The organism is Streptomyces sp. NBC_00659, assembly GCF_036226925.1.
Classification (GTDB): Bacteria; Actinomycetota; Actinomycetes; order Streptomycetales; family Streptomycetaceae; genus Streptomyces.
The window spans coordinates 117,928-135,666 of record NZ_CP109031.1; the positions used below are offsets into that span (position 1 = coordinate 117,928).

Here is a 17,739-nt window from a genome sequence, read left to right on the forward strand (position 1 = left end):
CGTCCGCTGCTCGAGGCCCGCTGGAGACCGGTCGACCGGCTCTCCGGGCATCCTCCAGCGGTGCGTCCGAGGCTGGGCACGACTCACTGGCCAACGAACTCGTGGAGCAGGCGTGACAGTTCTGGTGACAGGTGCAACAGGATCGGTCGGCCGTCATGTGGTCGAGCGGCTCGTGGCCGCGGGCGTCCCGGTGCGAGCGCTGACGAGGAACCCGGCCACCGCGGGCCTGCCGGCGGGAGTCGACGTCTTCGAGGGCGACCTCACCCGTCCCGACACGGTGCGCGCGGCCCTGCGCGGGGTGGAGCGCCTCTATCTCTTCCCGGTCCCCGAGACGGCCCGCGAGGTCGTCGCCGCCGCCAAGGACGCCGGGGTGGGCCGGATCGTCGTGCTGTCGTCCTCCTCCGTCCTGGACGAGTCGGGCGACAACCACAGCGGTGAGTACCACCGTGTCGTGGAGCGTGCGGTCGAGGAGTCCGGCATCGACTGGACCTTCGTACGCCCCGACGAGTTCGCCGCCAACGTCCTGTGGAAGTGGGGTCCTTCGATCCGCGCCGAGGGCGTGGTGCGCGCCCCGTACGGCGATGCCCCGCGCGTCCTGGTCCACGAGGCGGACGTCGCCGCCGTCGCGGTGACCGCGCTCCTTCAGGACGGGCACACGGGCCGGGCGTATGTGCTCACGGGGCCCGAGGCGATCACCCAGGCCGACCAGGTGCGGGCGATCGCCGGGGCGCTGAGGCGGGAGATCCGCTTCGTGGAGATCACGCCCGACCAGGCACGCGAGCTGATGGGACAGGCCATGCCCGCGCCGGTGGTGGAGATGGTCCTCGGTTATCTGGCCGACGCCGCGGTCAACCCGCCCGTGGCCGTGGACACCGTCGAGCGTGTCACCGGTGTGCCCGCCCGGACCTTCGCCCGGTGGGCGGCCGACCACGCCGGCGATTTCGCCCCCGTGTCCGAGGAAGTGGCCGCGTGAGCATCGACGCCACGACCGCGCTCAGGGGCGCGAGGGTGACCATGACGGGCAGCGGCGAGCCCGAGAAGCAGCTCGTCACCGGGCACGAGCCGGTTCCCGCCGCGGGGCGCGGCAAGGTCGTGGTCCGTGTCGAGGCGGCGGGCGTGTCGTTCGCCGAGGTGCAGATGCTCCGGCACCTGCACCCCTTCCCGCCGCGCTTTCCCTTCGTTCCCGGCTACGACCTGGTCGGGCGGATCACCCAGGTCGGCGAGGACGTCACCGGGTGGCGGGTGGGCGACCGCGTCGCCGCCATGCCCCGGTACGGCGCCTGGCAGGAGTACGTGGAGACGCCCGCCAAGCACCTCGCCCCGGTGCCCGGGGGCCTGGACGCCGCCGAGGCCGTCGCGCTGGTCACCAACGGCGTGACCGCCTACCAGATGCTGGACCGGCTGGCCGCACTGGCTCCCGGCGACACCGTCCTGGTGCACGGAGCCAGTGGCGGGGTGGGCACGGTGCTCGCCCGGCTCGCCGTCCACCGCGGACTGCGCGTCATCGGCACCGCGTCCCCGGCCAAGCACGAGGCCGTACGGGCGCTGGGCGCCGAGCCCCTCGACTACCGCACCCCCGACCTGGCGTCGGCGGTGCGCGACCTGGCGCCCGGGGGCGTCGAGGCGGTCTTCGACCACATCGGCGGCCGGGGACTGGACGACAGCTGGGCGATGCTCGCCAAGGGCGGCACGCTGGTGTCCTTCGACTCCTCCGTCGCCGGGTACCGGCCGGGGCAGTGGTTCCGCCCGCACGTCCCGGCACTGCTGCGCACCGGCCGGCGCTTTTTCGCCCGGCTGCTGGGGCTGACCGGCGGCCGCCGGATGACGATGTACTACGTCAAGCCGGGCGCCGACTTCAACGCCGCCCTGCAGGCTCTGTACGAGCTGCTCGCCGAGGGCGTGCTGAAGCCCCCGATCGCGGGCCGCCACCCGCTGGACGGGGCGGGCGGCGCACTGCGGCAGCTGCTGGAGGGGCGCTCCGTCGGCAAGCACGTCCTGACCCCCTGACCACCCTCAGCCTCCGCCTCAGCCTCAGCCTCAGTTTCCTTACCATGCAAAGGAATTCAGCATGTCCACGACGCTGACCGAGAAGTCCGTCCAGCAGCGCAACAAGCAGATCGCGCTGGACTGTGCCGCCGCCTGGAACCGCTGGGAGCTGGACGGCATCATCAAGCACTGGTCCCCCGACATCCGGCACTTCTCCGAGGACCGCCTCGTCGACACCCGGCAGATGACCGGTGCGATGCAGGGCGGCCTCGCCGCCTTCCCCGACCTCCACCTGGACGTCAAGAGCGCCGTCGCCGAGGGCGACCGGGTCATCCTGCGGATCACCGTGACGGCAACCCACCTGGGCGAGTTCATGGGCAGGGCCGCGACCGGCAGGAAGGTCACCTGGTTCATGCTCGAGGAGCTGCGCTTCGACGACGAGGGCCTGATCATCGAGCACTACGACGTCTTCAACTACCTGCCGATGCTCAAGGAACTGGGCTTGGTCCCCGCGGACATGATGTGAGCGCCGGCGTTCTCCAGGCCGCGCTGAGCGAGGTCGCCGACGGTGTGTACGCCTTCGTGCAGCCCGACGGCGGCTGGTGCCTGAACAACGCGGGCCTCGTCGTCGGCGACGGGGGCAGGCATGTGCTCGTCGACACCGCGGCGACCGAGGCCCGGGCGCGGCGGCTGCGCGAGCAGGTGCTGCACCGTACGGGCACACCGCCGCGCACCCTGGTCAACACGCACTTCCACGGCGACCACACCTTCGGCAACCATCTGTTCCCGGAGGCCGTGGTCGTCGCGCACGAGCAGACGCGCTGCGACATGGCTGCCGCGGGAGTGCATCTGACGTCCCTGTGGCCGGACGTGTGCTGGGGCGACATCGACATCGCGCTGCCCGAGATCACCTACCGCGACGCGCTCACCGTGCACGCCGGCGGGGTGCGGGTGGAGCTGCTGCATCTGGGCCCGGCCGCGCACACCACCAACGACACCGCGGTGTGGCTGCCCGAGCAGCGTGTGCTGTTCGCCGGTGACCTGGTGATGTCCGGCGTCACGCCGTTTTGCGTGATGGGATCGGTCAGCGGTTCCCTGGCCGCCCTGGACCGTCTGCGCCGCCTGGACCCGCTGGTGGTGGTGCCCGGCCACGGGCCGGTCGGCGGCGCGGAGGTGTTCGACGCCGACGAGGCGTACTTGCGATGGCTGCGGGACCTCGCGCGCAGGGGCGTCGCGGACGGATCGAGCCCGCTGGAGCTGGCCCGTGCCACCGGCCCCGGCCCCTTCGCCGGGCTGTTGGACGCGGAACGGCTGGTGCCGAACCTGCACCGGGCCTACGCGGAGGAACGCGGGGCGGCTCCCGGGGAGCGGCTGGACATCCCGGCCCTGTTCGCGGAGATGGCGCAGTATCACGGCAGGCTGCCGACCTGCCGGGCATGACCCGCGCAGGGGTGAGGGGCGCAACCGCCGGGTGCGGTTGCGCCCCTCACCCCTGCGCGGTCACACGTCGATGCTCTTCAGATACGCCGCGAAGCTCTGCAGTCCCGGGTGCTCCGCGCGCAGCGCGGCGATGTCCGCACGGTACCCGTGCTCCTGGAACCACTCGAACATGAGGGCGATCTCGGGGCCGTTGGGGATGTACGGGCTGGCCGCCACCGCGTCGAGCGGCACTTCCTCGAAGCGGGCCGGCAGCCCGCTGCGGGCGGCGAACGCCTCGGCGACCTCGGTGGCCGTCAGCTCGTCGCCGGCCAGCTCGACGGCCCGGCCCAGGTACTCCCGCGGGTGGTCGAACGCCTGTGCGGCGAAGTGTCCGATGTCGTCCACGGCGATGAACTGCACCCGCGTGTCCGGCTTCAGCGCCAGTTGCACCACCAGGGTCCCGTCGACGTTCTGCGGGCCGTGCGCGGCGAAGTTGTCCATGAAGAACGACGGACGCAGCACCGTCGTCGGCACGCCCAGCTCCTCCAGGTACCGCTCGATGTGCCGCTTGGAGTCGAAGTGCGGGACACCGCTGTGCCGTTCGGCCCCTCCCACCGAGCTGTACACCACGTGCGCGACCCCGGCGGCCTTCGCCGCCCGGGCCACCGCCCGGCCCTGGCGGACCTCGCCGCCCAGGCCCCCGGGCGTCATGAAGGTCTGCACGGAGAAGACTCCGTGCACGCCCTCCATGGCCGCGCGCAGCGACGCCCCGTCGTCCAGGTCGCCGGTGACCAGCCGCACTCCGAGCCCGGCGAGCGCGCGGGCCGCGTCGGACTTCGGGTTGCGCACCAGCGCGGCCGTGTCCCAGCCGCGTCGCACCAGTTCACGTGCGGTGGCGCCGCCCTGCAGGCCGGTCGCGCCGGTCACCAGGACCGTGCCGTTCGCCTCGCTCGTCGTCATGTCGCAGCCTCTCTCAGCGAAACAGCGCGGCGTTGGCGGCCGCCCAGTCACGGTAGGGACGGGGGTCACGGCCGGTCAGGTCCCGCACGGCCGTCGTGGGCGTGGCCCACGGCACCTCGGGGCTGTGCAGCGCGGCCACGTTGGTCACTGCGGCCGCCCGGTCGCCGGTGATGCCCGCGAAGACCTCGACGACCTCCTCCTGGGGGGCGACGGAAAAGCTCAGCCTGCGGCCCAGGGTCTGGCCCAGGATGCGGGCCTGCTCCTCGGAGGTGAGGATCTCGTCGCCGGTCAGGACGTACGCCTTGCCGCGGTGGCCGTCCTGGGTGAGCGCGGCGACGGCGGCCGAGGCGAGGTCGTACTCGTCGATGGGCGCACCGGGGTTGTTGCCGATCCAGCAGCGCACCGAACCGCTGTCGCGGACGCTCTTGACCCACCACGAGGTGTTGGCGTGGAAGGGGCCGGGGCGCAAAAACGTGGTGGCGGCGCCGGACGCGGTGATCTCCCGCTCCGCGGCGCGGTGTTCGTCCGCGATGCCGTGCGCCAGCGGGTGCAGCACGCTCGCCGACGACAGGAACACGATGTGCTCGACCTGCGCGGCCGTCGCGGCCACGGCGATGTTGCGGGCCTGGCCCGCGACGTCGCCGGAGAGCACGATCAGCGCCGTGGTGACGCCGGTGAAGGCGGCGGCCAGCGAGTCGGGGTCGGCGGGGCTGCCGGCGACGACGTCCACGCCCTCGGGCAGGCCGGCCTCCTCGGGCGTGCGGCTCAGGGCCCGTACCTTGCGGCCCGTCTCGGTGAGCCGGCCAACGGCCTCGCGGCCGACCTTGCCGGTCGCTCCGGTGACCAGGATCATGGTCAGGCCCTCCAGCCCTGCGGCTCGGGCCACGGCGAGCCGAGCTGACGGTAGGTGCCCTGGTAGTCCGGCCAGTCACGGTGGTCACGGATCTTGCCGTCGACGAAGCGGATGAGGTGGATCTGCTCACCGGAGAACCTGCGGCCGGTCGGCGCCATGCCCACCAGCTCGCCGACGTGGCGGCCGTACAGAACGAGGCTGGCGCGCACCCAGTCGCCGCGCTCCTCGATCAGCACCTCCTCCAGGTGCGCTTCCTCGGAGAACGTCATGCGCAGCCACTTGACGGCCATCGCGAAGGAGTCGGGACCGCGCAGGTCCATGTGTTCCATCGTCGCGGGGTTGAGGTATTCCGGGTGTATGTATTCCGCGACGTCCTCGGTCTCACCGGTGTTGTAGGCATCGATCATGCGGCGTACAGCGGCTGTCTGACTGCTCATCGAATTCCCTCCGCGGGCATTTTCCGTATTGTCTGTGCGATCTCCCGGTGGGGGCAAGGGAAGATTTCCGGGCTCCTCTCGCTTTCGAGGCGTCCTCCAGCTGCGCACGGGGTGGCGACCCCAGCATGGGGACATGGTCACGGACACGGACACGGCAACGTACAAAACAAAAGTCACCGCCGCCTTCAACGGGGCCGCGGCGACCTATGACCGGCTGGGCGTGGAATTCTTCACGCCCATGGGCGCGCGGCTGGTGGAGATCGCCGGGCCGCGGCCGGGCCAGCGGCTCCTCGACGTCGGCTGCGGCCTGGGCGCCACGCTGCTGCCCGCCGCGCGGCTGGCCGGTCCGCAGGGCGGTGCGCTCGGCATCGACATCGCCGAGGCGATGATCGAGGAGGCCGGCCGTGAGGCGGCACGGCAGGGCATCGGCAACGTCGAGCTGCGGGTGATGGACGGGGAGCACCCCGATCTGCCCGCCCGCTCGTTCGACCTGGTGCTCGGCAGCTACAGCGTGATCTTCCTGCCGGACGCGCGGGCCGCACTGGCCCGCTATGCCGGCCTGCTGCGCGAGGGGGGCCGGATCGCCTTCACCAGCCCGGTGTTCACCCGGGACACCTTCCCCTTCCTCCCGCCGCTGTTCACCGACCTGATCCCGATGTCCCTGCTGCGCCACCTGCCGCCCGCCTGGCACCCGGAGCAGCTGCACGAGCAGCTGCACTCCTGGCTGGAGGACCCCGCGGACCTGAGGGCCGCGCTGCACAGGGCCGGCTTCGGCGCGGTGGAGATCACCGACGAGACGGTGGACATGACGGCCCGCTCCGGCGAGGCCTGGGCCGACTGGTCCCACACACAGGGCATGCGGCTGCTGTGGCAGCATCTCCCGGCCGACGAGGCCGCCGTCCTGCGTGCCCGGCTCGTCACGGCGCTCGACGCGCTGCGCGGCGCGGACGGCCTGGTCCACATCGACGTCCCGGTCCGCTACGTCACGGCCACCGTGGCCATCTGAGCGCGCACACGGATGAGGCCCCCGGCGACGGGGGCCTCATCCGTGTGCGGCTCACGTCACGGACAGCGCGCCGTCCACCGCGAGGACCGTGCCGTTGGCGTAGGCGGCCTGCGGCCGGGTCAGCTGCACGATCCACCAGGCGATGTCCTCGGGCCGGCCCACCCGGCCCGCCGGAATCCGCTGCGCCATCTCGCCCAGGAACGCCTCGTAGGCCTCGGCGGGCATGCCGGCCCGCACCCCGACGCCGGTGTCGACGACTCCCGGGGCGATGCCGACCGACCGTATGCCGCGCGGGGCGAGCTCCACCGCCCAGGTGCGGGTGAGGAAGTCGAGGGCGACCTTGGCCATGCCGTACACGGAGTTCTCCGGCCACGCCCGCCGGCCCAGCGAGCCCGCGGAGCTGACGTTCACGACGACGCCCCTGGTCGCCTCGAGCGCGTCCAGCGCCCGCTGGGTCAAGAACACCGGGGCGAGGAGGTTCGTGCCCAGCTGGGCGCGCACCGATTCGCGGTCCAGGCCGTCCAGGGCCGCGAATCCGGTGACGGCGGCATTGTTCACCAGGACGTCGATGCGGCCGAATTTCTCGACAGCCGTTTCGACGATGATTTCCGGGGCGTCCGCGTCGTGAATGTCCTTGGAAAGGATGTGAATTCTGTCCTCGTACCCCGCCGCCGATTCTTTCAGTGTCGATTCGCTGCGGCCGACGACGAGTACGTTCGCCCCGTCCTCGGCGAATGCGTGCGCCGTCGCCGCGCCTATTCCCGTGCCGCCGCCCGTGACGACGACGGCTTTCCGCGTGCCTGTGCTCATGAGCACAGCGCGATGTTGACACCGCGGATGACGGCCTGCTCCGCCTCCGGGCCGAAGTCCTTGTCGCCGATCGTGAACGACAGCTGCACCCGGGCGTCCAGGTCTCGGGTGGTGGCCGCGAAGGTGGCGTAGCCGGGGATGCCGGCACCGTGGCCCCACAGGTCGAGGTCGTCGTCGTTCTCGAGCTTCATGATGCCAAGGCCGTAGCCGATGCCCATCGGCAGGTTCTCGATCATCTCGGGAGGCAGCGGGGTGGTCATCTCGGTGAACTCCGGCTCGTTCAGCAGCTTTCCGCTGAACAGTGCGGTGAAGAACCGGTCCAGGTCGGCGGTGGTGGAGATGATCTCGCCCGCGCAGCCGGCCTCGGAGGGGTTCATGAGCGTCACGTCGACGGGCTCGCCGCCGATCTGCATGTAGCCACGGGCGTGCGGCTCGGGGATGTTCGGGTCGTCGCCCGGCAGCACGGTCTGCGTCAGCTGCAGCGGCTGAAGGACGCGCTCGGTGATCTCCTGACGGTACGAGCGGCCGGTGACCTGGTCGATGAGCAGGCCGATGACGAAGTAGTTCGTGTTGCAGTACGCGAACCTGGTGCCGGGCTCGAACTCCAGCGGCTTGGCGGCCGCGACGGCGATCAGGTCCTGGGGCTCGTAGTGCTTGTAGCGGTCGCGCAGGAAGCGGTCGCCCGGTTTCTGGAACGAGTCCATGTAGTTGTACAGGCCGCTGGTGTGCTGCATCAGATGGCGGATGGTGATCTTCTCACCGTAGGGCAGCAGACCCGGCAGATAGCTCTCGACACTGCGGTCGAGGTCGATCCTGCCCTCGGCGACCAGCTGCAGCACCACGACAGCCACGAACGGCTTGGTGATGCAGGAGATGCGAAAGCGGCCGTCCGCGGGGACGGGGCGGCTGGTGCCCAGCTCCGCGATCCCGGAGGTCACCACGAAGGACTCCTCCCCCCGGGCGACCCGGAACTGCACGCTCGCGGCTCCTGCTTCGACGAGCCGGTCGGCGGCGCCCTGGACGGCCCGTTCCAGGGCCGAGGCCTGCGGCCGGGCGATCGTCGTCTGCGTCATGTCGGCAAACCCCCATCGGGTGGCAGTCGGTTCTTACGGCGGTGCGCGGCTCTTGCGGCGGTCTCGCACCGGTCTTGGGCTGTGCCCGGGTCGTACGGCTGTGCCGAGGCTGGCCCGCCGGGGTGGAGAGGCGGCGGGGTGCGGCTGGAGCCTCGCTCAGGCCAGGTCGTCGCGGGTCACCGTGCGGGCGGACACCCGCAGTTCGCCGTCCTGGCGCACCAGCACGTCCTCGCAGACGCACACGCGGTGCACCTGGGACTCGCCGCCGATCTGCGAGGCGTAGACGATCGCGTAGGAGCGGACGTCCACGGCGCCGTCGGGCCGCGGGCGGACGTCGAGCATGCCGATGAAGTGACGGTGGCGCTGTCCGGCGGCGGCGAGCCCGGCCGCGGTCCGCCGGGTCGCCGCGACGAGGCCGGCGCGGCCGCGTACCGGCTCGGGCAGTGTGGGCACGGCGAACGTCGCGTCCTCGGTGAAGGTCCCCGCCCACCGCTCGGCCTCGCCGAGGTCGAGCAGCTGCATCTGGTGCGCGTAGAACTGCTGTGCCTGTGCGTGCAGTTCGGCGGACCATGCGGGGGCCTGCGCGCGTTCGGGTGCAGTCGTCATGGGTGTCTCCGTTCGGTCGGTTCGGCCGCGCCAGCCTGCCCGGGCCCGGTCGCACCCGGTTGGAACATCCCTCAAGCCCGCCCGGGGACGGCTGGTCGAGGGATGTTCCGCCCTACCTCGAGGAGCACGGGACACGGTCGGGGTCACTACGGCGTTTGTGGAAGGACACCGATGACGACAACGACGAAGCCCTCCGCGCTGATCACGGGTGGTACGAGTGGTATCGGGCTGGCAGTGGCACGGGAGCTGGGCGGCAGTGGCCACCCCGTCTTTTTGTGCGCCCGGGACGAGCAGAAGGTCAAGCAGACGGTCGAGGACCTGCGCGGTGAGGGCCTGACCGCCGACGGCGTCGCCGCCGACGTCCGCGACCGGGAATCGGTGGCCCGCCTGGTCGCCGCCGCCGTCGAGGCCCACGGGCCGGTCGGCATCCTGGTCAACAATGCCGGGCGCAGCGGCGGCGGCGTCACCGCCGACCTCGCCGACGACCTCTGGTACGACGTCATCGACACCAACCTCAACAGCGTCTTCCTGGTCACCCGCGAGGTGCTCAAGAACGGCGGCCTGTCCGGCGCGGCCCACGGCCGGATCATCAACATCGCTTCCACGGCAGGCAAGCAGGGTGTCCTGCTCGGCGCCCCCTACAGCGCCTCCAAGCACGGCGTCGTCGGCTTCACCAAGGCGCTGGGCCGGGAGCTCGCCCCGGCCCGGATCACCGTCAACGCGGTGTGCCCCGGCTATGTGGAGACCCCCATGGCCCAGCGGGTGCGGCAGGGGTACGCGGCCGCCTGGGACACCACGGAGGACTACGTGCAGGAGCAGTTCGAGGCGAAGATCCCGCTCGGCCGCTACTCGACGCCCGAGGAGGTCGCCGGGCTCGTGGGCTACCTGGCCTCCGAGACCGCCGCCTCCGTCACCGCCCAGGCACTCAACGTCTGCGGCGGACTGGGCAACTTCTGATCCCGTTGCCGGCATCCGCGGCAGTCCATGGCAATCCGCAGCAATTCTCAGCAATCCGCATGAAGGATGGGTGTTCGTGATGGCAACCGAGCGTGTGCACCGCACGTCGCACGACGTGGAGATCGCCGCGCCCGCGGCGGTCGTGTACGGGCTGGTCTCGGACGCGGTGCAGTGGCCGCTGTTCTTCCCCCCGAACGTGCACGTGCAGCGGCTGGAGTCCGACGGCACGGACGAGCGGCTGCGGATGTGGGCGACCGCCAACGACACGGTCAAGTCGTGGACGTCGCGCCGGCGGCTGGACCCGGCCGGGCGGCGTATCGACTTTCGCCAGGAGGTGCCGGCCTCCCCGCTCACCGCGATGGGCGGCAGCTGGATCGTCGAGGAGCGGGGCGGCTCGTCCCGGCTGGTCCTGCTGCACGACTTCACGGTGGACCAGGACCGTCCCGAGGACGTCGAGTGGGTCGAGCGGGCCACGGACACCAACAGCCGTGCGGAGCTGGGCCGGGTCAGGGACCTCGCCGAGCGCTGGACCCGGCTCGACGCGCTGGTGCTCTCCTTCGAGGACAGTGTGCGGGTCAAGGGCCCGGGCCGGCCGGTCTACGACTTCCTCCACCGGGTCGCGGACTGGCCCCGGCTCGTCCCGCACGTCGACCGTCTGGACCTGGCCGAGGACATTCCCGGGGTGCAGGTCATGGCGATGGACACGCGCACCGCCGACGGTTCGGTGCACACCACGAAGTCCGTCCGCGTCTGCTTTCCCGACACGTTGCGCATCGTCTACAAGCAGACGGCGACCCCGGCCCTGATGGACGCCCACACCGGTGCGTGGTCCGTCGTGCCCGACGAGAGCGGTGTGATTGTCACCTCCCGGCACAGCGTGGTGCTGCGCGAGGAGGCGATCAGGCCGGTCCTGGGCGAGGACGCCTCCGTCGAACAGGCCCGCCGCTACGTCCGTGAGGCTCTGGGCCGCAACTCCACCGCCACCCTCAACCTCGCCAAGCAGTACGCGGAATCGGCACTCGCACCCCGCTGACGGGTCAGGCCGCCCGGTGCGGGGCGGTGACCTCGGCCAGGCGGTCCTCGATCCTGGCCAGCACCTCGGCGGCCCGGTCGACGAGGAAGAAGTGGCCGCCCGGCAGCACGTTCAGCTCGAACGCGGAGCGGGTGTGCTGGTGCCAGGCCCGCACCTCGGCGACCTCGGCCTTCGGGTCGCGGTCGCCGGTGAAGGCGGTGATGGGGCACTCCAGCGCGGGACCGTGGTGGTAGCGGTAGTTGCGCACCGCCGCGTAATCGGCGCGCAGTGCGGGCAGGATCATGCGCAGCGTCTCCTCGTCGTCGAGGAGCCCGGCACCGGTGCCGTTCAACGACCGTATCTCCGCGAGGACTTCGCTGTCGGTGCGCGGCTGCCGGTCCCCGTCGCGGTCCAGCGCTGGGGCGCGGCGCCCGGAGACGAAGAGCTCGACGGGACCGCGGCCCGCGTCCTGCAGACGGCGCGCGGCCTCGAAGGCGACGATCGAGCCCATGCTGTGCCCGAACAGGGCGTAGGGCCGGTCGGTCCACGGCCCGAGTTCCTCGACGATCCGCTCGGCGAGCACCTCGATGCCGGGCAGGGCCGGTTCCCTGAGACGGTCCTGGCGGCCCGGGTACTGCACGGCCAGCACCTCCAGCCGCGGGGACAGCGCCTGGGCCACGGGGAAGAAGAAGCTGGCCGATCCGCCGGCGTGCGGCAGGCAGACCAGGCGTGCGGGCGCGTCGGGGGCGGGGCGAAAGTTCCTGAACCAGGGGCTGTCGCCGGGGGTTCCCGTCATGAGGAGTTCTCCTGGAGGCTGTCGGCCGGGGTGGCCTGGGCGGGTGTGCGCCCGGCCCCGGATCCGTTCGGGCGTGTGTCCCAGGATGAGCGCCCGCGCGAGCCCCTGGCTTCCCCTGCCCTGCCCCTGGGTTCGGGCCGCCTTGACTCAGGGGGTGAGCAGGGGAGAGCAGGGGTACTGCCCGCGGACCGCCCTGATACACGCTGAACCGGACGTACTTGCGCTCCTCGCCGTGCTCGCGTGCCAAGGGAATCAGGGAACTCACATGCATGAGATCGTCAGCGCTGTTCTCTCCGAGGACGCCTCGCCGCAGGACTTCGCGGGGCTGCGGCTTCCGGAGTCCTACCTCGGTGCGGTGCTGCGCGAGGAAGACGTCTCGATGTTCGAGGGCATGGCCTCGGCGGACAAGGACCCGCGCAAGTCGCTGCAGGTGCGGGACGTGCCGGTGCCGCAGCCCGCGGCGGGTGAGGCGCTGGTGGCGGTGATGGCCTCGTCGGTGAACTACAACACCGTCTGGTCGGCCATCTTCGAACCGCTGCCCACGTTCTCGTTCCTGAAGCGGTACGGCCGCCTGTCACCGGCATCGGCCCGCCACGACCTGCCGTACCACGTGATCGGTTCGGACCTGGCCGGGGTGGTGCTGCGCACCGGACCCGGCGTGAGCCGGTGGCAGCCCGGCGACCGGGTGGTGGCCCACTGTCTGTCGGTGGAGCTGGAGTCGGCCGACGGGCACGGGGACACGATGCTCGACCCCGAGCAGCGCATCTGGGGCTTCGAGACCAACTTCGGCGGCCTGGCCCAGGTCGCGCTCGTCAAGTCCAACCAGCTGATGCCCAAGGCGGAGCACCTGAGCTGGGAGGAGGCAGCGGCGCCGGGGCTGGTGAACTCCACCGCCTACCGGCAGCTGGTCTCGCGCAACGGCGCCGGGATGAAGCAGGGCGACAACGTCCTGATCTGGGGCGCCAGCGGCGGACTGGGCAGTTACGCCACCCAGCTGGCCCTGGCCGGCGGCGCCAACCCCGTCTGCGTGGTCTCCAGTGACCGCAAGGCGGAGATCTGCCGGACGATGGGCGCCGAGGCGATCATCGACCGCAGCGCCGAGGACTACAGGTTCTGGAAGGACGGGCACACCCAGGACCCCAAGGAGTGGAAGCGCTTCGGCAAGCGCATCCGCGAGCTCACCGGCGGCGAGGACGTGGACATCGTCTTCGAGCACCCGGGCCGTGAGACCTTCGGCGCCTCGGTGTACGTCACCCGCAAGGGCGGCACCATCGTCACCTGCGCCTCCACCTCCGGCCACCACCACGAGTACGACAACCGCTACCTGTGGATGTCGCTGAAGCGGATCGTCGGCTCGCACTTCGCGAACTACCGCGAGGCCTGGGAGGCCAACCGGCTCGTCGCCAAGGGCAGGATCCACCCCACCCTGTCGAAGGTCTACTCCCTGCAGGACACCGGGCAGGCCGCCTACGACGTGCACCGCAACCTCCACCAGGGCAAGGTCGGCGTCCTGTGCCTGGCCCCCGAGGAAGGCCTCGGCGTGCGCGACCAGGAGCTGCGCGCCCGGCACGCCGACGCCATCAACCGCTTCCGTGAAGGGCAGGCGCACTGATGACCGAGCAGACCCCGCACTCCCCCACGCCCGCGCCCGTGACCGCGCCCGTGACCGGCATCGTGGGTCTGGGCCCGGTGGGCGAGGCGCTCCTGCACCTGCTGCTCGGCGCCGGCCATCACGTCGTCGCCGTCGACACGGACTTCGACGTCCTGGCGCGGGTGGCCCGGCGGGTCAAGGCCGTCCACGGTGACGGCCCCGAGCAGCAGGCCGTGACCTTCACCTGCGACCACGCGCTGCTGCGCGGGTCGTCCGTGGTCGTCGAAGCCGTAGCGGACACCGCGGCCGCCAAGGCCCTGGCCCTGAGCCGGATCACCGCCGCCTGCCCGCCCGGCACCACCCTGGTGACCACCACGGCGACGCTGTCCGTGGTCCGCCTGGCCATCGGCGCGGGGCGCCCCGCCGACCTCGTCGGGCTGCGGTTGTTCACCCCGCCCGCCCCCGGCGGCCCGGCCGAGCCGGTCCTGACGCCTCTCGCCGCGAAGGAGACCGCGGCCGCGCTGAACGCCCTGGTCGCCGCAGCCGGGCTCACCCCCGTCGAGGTCGGCTCGGGTCCTGCCGCCGACGCCACCGCCCTGGTCCTGGGGCTGCTGAACCGCTCGGTCGTCCTGCTCGACGAGGGCTACGCCACGCACCACGACATCGACACCGCGATGCGTCTGGGCTGCGGTCTGCCGGCCGGACCGCTGGAGACCCTGGACCGCATCGGCCTCGACACGGCCCACGCCGCCCTGATGGACCTGTGGCGGCGCACCGGCGACAGCGCCTTCGAGCCCGCGCCGCTGCTGAGCCGGATGGTCGCGGCCGGGCTCCTGGGCCGCAAGAGCGGCGGCGGCTTCTACGCGTACGGCGAGACGGGCGCCCAGCTCCCGGCCCAGGCCGGCCCGGGCCCTGAAGCGGACGCCGCGGGCGTGCACCGCGTCGGTGTGCTCGGCTCCGGTGCCATGGCCCGGGGCATCGCCGAGGTGGCGGCCGCGGCGGGGCACCCGACGGTGCTGGTGGCGCGGAGCGCCGAGAAGGCCGACGCGGCCCTGGCAGCCGTGGCGAACTCGCTGGCCCGCGCGGTGCGCCGGGGAAAGACCACCGCCAGGGCCAGGTCGCAGGCCCTGGCCCGTCTGCACGCCACCGACGACCTCGCGGCCCTGGCCGAGTGCGACCTGGTCATGGAGGCCGTGGCCGAGGAACCCGAGGTGAAGCGCACGCTGTTTCGGACGCTGGGCCGGGTGTGCGCGCCGGGCGCGGTACTGGCCACCACCACCTCGAGCCTGTCCGTCACCGCCTGCGCCGAGGCTTCCGGCCGCCCCCTGGACGTCGTCGGCATCCACTTCTTCAACCCGGCTCCGGTGATGCGCCTGGTGGAACTGGTCCGCACGGACACGGCCGCGCCACGCACCCTGGCCCTGGCCCGCGCCTTCTGCCTGGGCCTGGGCAAGACGGCGGTGGAGTGCACCGACCGCACCGGCTTCATCGTCAACAGCCTGCTGTTCCCCTACCTGGGCGCGGCCCTGGCCCTGCTGGACCGCCCGGGCGCGGACGACACCCTCATCGAACGCACCGACGCGGCGGTCCAGCACGGCTTCAACTACCCCATGGGTCCCTTCGCCCTCCTTGACACCATCGGCCTGGACGTCTCCCTGGCCATCCAGCGGCGCCTGTACGACCGTTTCAAGACCCCGGAGCACAAGCCGTCGAACGCCCTCGCCGAACTCCTGGCCGCGGGCTTTTTGGGCCGCAAGAACGGCAGGGGGCTGCGCACCGCGGCAACGTCCCGCTGAGCATGCCCTCACCGGGCTCGGACGAGCCGCTGGGCACCGTCCCCGACCAGCTTCGCCAGATCCTCCCTGGAGCGCACCCGCAGCTTGCGGTACACGCTGGTGAGATGCTGCTCGACCGTGCTCGGCGTGACATACAGCCGCGCGGCGATGGCCCGGTTGGTGCAGCCGTCCGCCGCGAGCACCGCGACCCTGCGCTCGGCCCGCGTCAGCACGGCGGCCGGATCGCTGTCCGGCCCGCCCGCGCTCAAGCACCGCGCGGCCTGCGCGGCAGGCCCCCGCCAGTCGACCGCCTCCCCCGCCTCGGTGCCCCACTCCGCCAGCAGATCCCGGCACAGGTGAAAGTCCCCGAGCGCGGCCCGAGCCCGTCCGCAGGCCAGCAAGAACCCGCCCCGGGCCAGCAGGTAGTGCAGCCCGGCCCGCGACCGGAACATCCCCTCCGGCACCGGAATACGCACCAGCCGCCCCGCCTCCTGGTAGGCCTCCCGCTCGGTGGCCGCCCGCACGGCCGCCGCGAGCGGCATCCCGACCGCCACGCCCCACGCTCCTGGCGACAACAGCCCCAGCGCCCGCTCGGCGTGCCCGGCCCCGACGTCGTAGGCCCCCGCCCGGACATGCACCACCGCGGCCACCGCGGCAGCCACCGCCCGCCGGGCCGGCGGGCTCTGCGCGAGGTCGGCGCCGGCCGACAGCGCGCACCACTGCCCGAGCCGCCCGGTCTGCCCCGCGTGCAGCAGCACGCTCAGCACCGCGGCGACGGAAGGGGCCGGGGCGTGCCCGTGCACGATCGACTCCAGCACCTGCTCCGCGGCCATGTCCGCCTGCGCCCCGCCGCCCTGGCTCACCGCACCGGGGCAGAGGTGTCCCAGCGCGGTCCTCAGCTCCCGTTCGGCCGCGCCGCTCTTGCCGCCGGCGAGTGAACCGCAGGCCCGCGTCACCGGCTCCACCCGCCCGTGCCACAGCAGCAGGCCCGCTGCCCCCACCGTCTGCGCGGTATCGAGCCGCCGGGCCGCGAGGTCGCGCTCCAGCGCGGGCAGGTGGCGCAGGACGGCGGCCGGGTCGTTCTCCCACTCGGCCCGGGCGAGGGTTTCGAGCAGGCCGCCCTGGCTCTGCTCGTCCCCTCCCGCGCGGTACGCGGTGCGCAGGAACTGGGCGGCCCGGTGCATCCCGCCGGAGCGCATCGCGTGCTGTGCCGCCTCGGCGAGCAGCGGCGCCGCCCACGCCGGTGAGGTGCCCGCGGCCCCGTCGGCCTCGGCGGCGACGAGGTGCACGGCCACGGCCGGAGGTTCGGCTCCGTCGTCGTAGAGCACCTTGGCCGCTCGCGCGTGCAGCAGGCCGCTCTCCTTGGCGGACAGGTCCTCGAGCACCGCGGCCCGCACCCCTTCGTGGCGCAGCCGCCCCCCGGCGAGCAGCCCGGTCGCATCGAGCCCCTCCAGCGCGGCGGCGGCGGCCCGTTCGGGAACCCGCAGGAACCGGGCGAGCAGGGTGAGGGTCGCCTGGTCGGCGAGTACGGCCAGGGCTCGTGCCGTGTGCAGCGCGGAGGTTCCCGCGCCGCGCAGGCAGTCCGCGACGGCCCGGCGAAAGGCAATGCCGGCGACGGGCCGGGAGGGACGCAGGGGTTCGCAGGCCCGGTGGTCGGCGAGGAGGCCGCACAGCAGCCGTGGGTTGCCCCCGCTGAACCGGTGCCAGTCGGGAGCCAGCCGCCGGGCCGTCGCGCAGTCCATCTCCCCCCTTCCGGGGGCCTGCAGGAAGTCGGCGACCCCCGCCGGGGAGAGCGTCGTCAAAGGCAGGGGCACACAGCGGGCGTGGCGGAACAACTCGGCCAGTGGCAGCGGCAGTTGCGGGTGCGGGCGTCCGCTCATCACCAGCAGGACACCGGTGGCCGCCAGCCGGCCGCACAGATACAGCAGGCACCGTGCCGACGGCTCGTCCGTGTGCTGGACGTCGTCCACCACGACGACCACGGGGCCGCTCCCCTCCAGCGCGCGCAGCGCGTCGTGCAGTGCGCCGGGCCCGCCGCCGGGCTCGTAGGGGTCCCCTCGGGCGGCCCGGCCGGTGCCGCTGAGCAACTGGCCCACCACGCCGAACGGCAGAAACGCCTCGGCCGGGGACGCGCAGGCGCTCAGCACCCGCGCTCCCTGCTGTGCGGCGCGTCGTGCGAAGGCACGCAGCAGGGCGCTCTTGCCGGTCCCCGAACTGCCCGTGACGAGCACGGCGGCGCCCTGCGTCCGCCCGGCGGACGCGAACAGCTCGTCCAGCAGATCCAGTTCAGCGCCTCGCCGCACCAGCTCCATCAACAACCCCCCAGAGCGTCGGGCCGCGCGCTTGGCCGGCTCCTTCTTCTGGAGAGTCTGCACAGGCGCACGGCAGGTTCGCTGGTACCGGACCTGAGCGCCGCTCGAAGCGCCGGTCGGCGCCTTGCCCGGGGGCGTTCGCCGAG

Annotated in this window: 17 protein-coding genes; 9 read left to right on the plus strand and 8 right to left on the minus strand. The window is 72.5% G+C overall.

The window, feature by feature from the left end; translation table 11 throughout:
- Nucleotides 1-112: 112 nt before the first annotated feature.
- From OG410_RS00380 to OG410_RS00395, 4 genes are all read left to right on the plus strand, one after another.
- Entirely contained in the window at nucleotides 113-973 is an 861-nt protein-coding gene (locus OG410_RS00380) for an NAD(P)H-binding protein (protein WP_329297186.1), read from the plus strand.
- Nucleotides 970-2,007: a zinc-binding dehydrogenase gene (locus tag OG410_RS00385; protein ID WP_329297187.1), complete on the plus strand. Its 1,038-nt coding sequence runs from the start codon at nucleotides 970-972 to the stop codon at nucleotides 2,005-2,007. Before OG410_RS00380 ends, OG410_RS00385 begins: the two co-directional genes overlap by 4 nt.
- A gap of 61 nt (nucleotides 2,008-2,068) precedes the next feature.
- Entirely contained in the window at nucleotides 2,069-2,512 is a 444-nt protein-coding gene (locus tag OG410_RS00390) for an ester cyclase (protein ID WP_329297188.1), read from the plus strand.
- A complete protein-coding gene (locus tag OG410_RS00395) occupies nucleotides 2,509-3,426 on the plus strand; it encodes an MBL fold metallo-hydrolase (RefSeq protein ID WP_329297189.1) in 918 nt (305 codons plus the stop codon). Before OG410_RS00390 ends, OG410_RS00395 begins: the two co-directional genes overlap by 4 nt.
- A gap of 60 nt (nucleotides 3,427-3,486) precedes the next feature.
- On the opposite strand, the gene OG410_RS00400 is transcribed toward OG410_RS00395, so the two are convergent.
- Genes OG410_RS00400 through OG410_RS00410 form a run of 3 tightly spaced genes read right to left on the minus strand, consistent with a single transcriptional unit; the run spans nucleotide 3,487 to nucleotide 5,655 of the window.
- On the minus strand, nucleotides 3,487-4,365 hold the full coding sequence (locus OG410_RS00400) for an NmrA/HSCARG family protein (RefSeq protein ID WP_329297190.1): 879 nt from the start codon (nucleotides 4,363-4,365) through the stop codon (nucleotides 3,487-3,489).
- Nucleotides 4,366-4,378: 13 nt separating this feature from the next.
- Nucleotides 4,379-5,251 carry an SDR family oxidoreductase gene (locus tag OG410_RS00405; RefSeq protein WP_329297191.1) on the minus strand — a complete coding sequence of 291 codons (873 nt, stop codon included), beginning with the start codon at nucleotides 5,249-5,251 and terminating at the stop codon, nucleotides 4,379-4,381.
- Nucleotides 5,221-5,655 carry an ester cyclase gene (locus tag OG410_RS00410; protein ID WP_329297192.1) on the minus strand — a complete coding sequence of 145 codons (435 nt, stop codon included), beginning with the start codon at nucleotides 5,653-5,655 and terminating at the stop codon, nucleotides 5,221-5,223. The genes OG410_RS00405 and OG410_RS00410 overlap by 31 nt, the downstream gene beginning before the upstream one ends.
- Nucleotides 5,656-5,788: 133 nt before the next feature.
- On the opposite strand from OG410_RS00410, the gene OG410_RS00415 reads away from it, so the two are divergent.
- The gene (locus tag OG410_RS00415) at nucleotides 5,789-6,661 is read left to right on the plus strand and encodes a class I SAM-dependent methyltransferase (protein ID WP_329297193.1); all 873 of its coding nucleotides are present in this window, start codon (nucleotides 5,789-5,791) and stop codon (nucleotides 6,659-6,661) included.
- Nucleotides 6,662-6,712: 51 nt separating this feature from the next.
- Here OG410_RS00415 and OG410_RS00420 read toward each other — a convergent pair whose 3' ends face one another.
- From OG410_RS00420 to OG410_RS00430, 3 genes are all read right to left on the minus strand, one after another.
- Nucleotides 6,713-7,471 carry an SDR family NAD(P)-dependent oxidoreductase gene (locus OG410_RS00420; RefSeq protein ID WP_329297194.1) on the minus strand — a complete coding sequence of 253 codons (759 nt, stop codon included), beginning with the start codon at nucleotides 7,469-7,471 and terminating at the stop codon, nucleotides 6,713-6,715.
- Nucleotides 7,468-8,544, minus strand: coding sequence for a serine hydrolase domain-containing protein (locus tag OG410_RS00425; RefSeq protein ID WP_329297195.1), 1,077 nt, complete (start codon nucleotides 8,542-8,544; stop codon nucleotides 7,468-7,470). The genes OG410_RS00420 and OG410_RS00425 overlap by 4 nt, the downstream gene beginning before the upstream one ends.
- A gap of 156 nt (nucleotides 8,545-8,700) precedes the next feature.
- Nucleotides 8,701-9,150 carry a nuclear transport factor 2 family protein gene (locus OG410_RS00430; protein WP_329297196.1) on the minus strand — a complete coding sequence of 150 codons (450 nt, stop codon included), beginning with the start codon at nucleotides 9,148-9,150 and terminating at the stop codon, nucleotides 8,701-8,703.
- Between the two features lie 171 nt (nucleotides 9,151-9,321).
- Between OG410_RS00430 and fabG the strand changes: the two genes are divergently transcribed.
- Both fabG and OG410_RS00440 read left to right on the plus strand, forming a co-directional pair.
- Nucleotides 9,322-10,107, plus strand: a complete 786-nt coding sequence (gene fabG, locus OG410_RS00435) for a 3-oxoacyl-ACP reductase FabG (protein WP_329297197.1) — start codon at nucleotides 9,322-9,324, stop codon at nucleotides 10,105-10,107.
- A 79-nt stretch (nucleotides 10,108-10,186) separates the two neighbouring features.
- Nucleotides 10,187-11,140: an aromatase/cyclase gene (locus OG410_RS00440; protein WP_329297198.1), complete on the plus strand. Its 954-nt coding sequence runs from the start codon at nucleotides 10,187-10,189 to the stop codon at nucleotides 11,138-11,140.
- 4 nt (nucleotides 11,141-11,144) lie between these two features.
- On the opposite strand, the gene OG410_RS00445 is transcribed toward OG410_RS00440, so the two are convergent.
- Nucleotides 11,145-11,915, minus strand: coding sequence for a thioesterase II family protein (locus tag OG410_RS00445; protein ID WP_329297199.1), 771 nt, complete (start codon nucleotides 11,913-11,915; stop codon nucleotides 11,145-11,147).
- A 265-nt stretch (nucleotides 11,916-12,180) separates the two neighbouring features.
- Between OG410_RS00445 and ccrA the strand changes: the two genes are divergently transcribed.
- Together ccrA and OG410_RS00455 are read left to right on the plus strand one after the other, a co-directional pair.
- Nucleotides 12,181-13,527, plus strand: coding sequence for a crotonyl-CoA carboxylase/reductase (ccrA, locus tag OG410_RS00450; protein ID WP_329297200.1), 1,347 nt, complete (start codon nucleotides 12,181-12,183; stop codon nucleotides 13,525-13,527).
- Nucleotides 13,527-15,302: a 3-hydroxyacyl-CoA dehydrogenase NAD-binding domain-containing protein gene (locus tag OG410_RS00455; RefSeq protein WP_329297201.1), complete on the plus strand. Its 1,776-nt coding sequence runs from the start codon at nucleotides 13,527-13,529 to the stop codon at nucleotides 15,300-15,302. The genes ccrA and OG410_RS00455 overlap by 1 nt, the downstream gene beginning before the upstream one ends.
- Nucleotides 15,303-15,310: 8 nt before the next feature.
- Here the strand turns inward: OG410_RS00455 and OG410_RS00460 are convergent, their stop codons facing one another.
- A complete protein-coding gene (locus OG410_RS00460; RefSeq protein ID WP_329297202.1) occupies nucleotides 15,311-17,656 on the minus strand; it encodes a LuxR family transcriptional regulator in 2,346 nt (781 codons plus the stop codon).
- Nucleotides 17,657-17,739 lie beyond the last annotated feature (83 nt).

Bases quoted from the DNA above. Each gene is read 5' to 3' on its own strand.
- OG410_RS00390 (WP_329297188.1), top strand. From the start codon at position 2,069: ATGTCCACGACGCTGACCGAGAAGTCCGTCCAGCAGCGCAACAAGCAG.
- OG410_RS00400 (WP_329297190.1), bottom strand. From the start codon at position 4,365: ATGACGACGAGCGAGGCGAACGGCACGGTCCTGGTGACCGGCGCGACC.
- OG410_RS00410 (WP_329297192.1), bottom strand. From the start codon at position 5,655: ATGAGCAGTCAGACAGCCGCTGTACGCCGCATGATCGATGCCTACAAC.
- OG410_RS00415 (WP_329297193.1), top strand. From the start codon at position 5,789: ATGGTCACGGACACGGACACGGCAACGTACAAAACAAAAGTCACCGCC.
- OG410_RS00420 (WP_329297194.1), bottom strand. From the start codon at position 7,471: ATGAGCACAGGCACGCGGAAAGCCGTCGTCGTCACGGGCGGCGGCACG.
- OG410_RS00425 (WP_329297195.1), bottom strand. From the start codon at position 8,544: ATGACGCAGACGACGATCGCCCGGCCGCAGGCCTCGGCCCTGGAACGG.
- OG410_RS00430 (WP_329297196.1), bottom strand. From the start codon at position 9,150: ATGACGACTGCACCCGAACGCGCGCAGGCCCCCGCATGGTCCGCCGAA.
- fabG (WP_329297197.1), top strand. From the start codon at position 9,322: ATGACGACAACGACGAAGCCCTCCGCGCTGATCACGGGTGGTACGAGT.
- OG410_RS00440 (WP_329297198.1), top strand. From the start codon at position 10,187: ATGGCAACCGAGCGTGTGCACCGCACGTCGCACGACGTGGAGATCGCC.
- OG410_RS00445 (WP_329297199.1), bottom strand. From the start codon at position 11,915: ATGACGGGAACCCCCGGCGACAGCCCCTGGTTCAGGAACTTTCGCCCC.
- ccrA (WP_329297200.1), top strand. From the start codon at position 12,181: ATGCATGAGATCGTCAGCGCTGTTCTCTCCGAGGACGCCTCGCCGCAG.
- OG410_RS00455 (WP_329297201.1), top strand. From the start codon at position 13,527: ATGACCGAGCAGACCCCGCACTCCCCCACGCCCGCGCCCGTGACCGCG.